General features: G+C 30.7%; 1 protein-coding gene. It reads left to right on the top strand.

The window, feature by feature from the left end; all coding sequences use genetic code 11:
* Positions 1 to 188 precede the first annotated feature (188 nt).
* Positions 189 to 617: a hypothetical protein gene (locus LRA01S_RS10605; protein ID WP_144259903.1), complete on the top strand. Its 429-nt coding sequence runs from the start codon at positions 189 to 191 to the stop codon at positions 615 to 617.
* Positions 618 to 784: the final 167 nt, after the last annotated feature.

A 784-nucleotide genomic window follows, 5' to 3' on the forward strand; every position in this document is an offset into this window, starting at 1 on the left:
AGCGACCTTTTTTTAGGTTCTTCCTTGCGTTCGGGCCTTTTTTTAGGCCATTCGCGCCATATTGACTTTTTAAGACTAATTTTTATTTTATACTTGTATTATCATCAAGTGGATATGTTTTAAAGAGAGGGAATCAAGATGGATCAATTAGAGATCATGCTTAAAAAAATTGCACCTATTATTATGAATTGTCAAAAAAAACGGCGATTCCTTCATGGGAATTAGATGATTACATGCAAGAAGGAATGATTATTGCTCTTGAAATGTACCATCAAATATTATTAAATCCACCTAATACACCTTTTAACTTCTATGTTTATTTTAAAGTTAAGTTTTCCTGCTATTTGATCGATCAGCATCGTAAGGCAACGGCTTTTAAAAGAAAATTTGATCAACTAGATTACTACGAATTATCTGAAACAATTAATCTATTTGATCAGAGACAAAATGTCTCAGAAAACGTCATGTATGATTTGCTATGTCAGGAAATACATCTTTTTTTAACACCTGAGGAAGTGAGGTTATTTGAAGCGCTTAAACGCGGAGAAAAAATAGACCGCAACCAAAAATATCGTATTAAGAAAAAGATTATGGACTACATTAAGAGGTATTGGTGAATACTATCTATTTAGCTTATATAATATTCTTTACTATTTCGCTTTTAATAATATAATAACCAACTATTAAGCTCTGTTTTCGAGAGCTTTTTATCTTTCCATAAGATAATAGTCAGTTTATGTCATTATTAACAAAAAAACGTTGTCCTCAGACAACGTTTACTTAG

Origin of the sequence: Pseudolactococcus raffinolactis NBRC 100932 (assembly GCF_001591765.1) — a bacterium.
In the GTDB taxonomy this organism is placed as follows: domain Bacteria; phylum Bacillota; class Bacilli; order Lactobacillales; family Streptococcaceae; genus Pseudolactococcus; species Pseudolactococcus raffinolactis.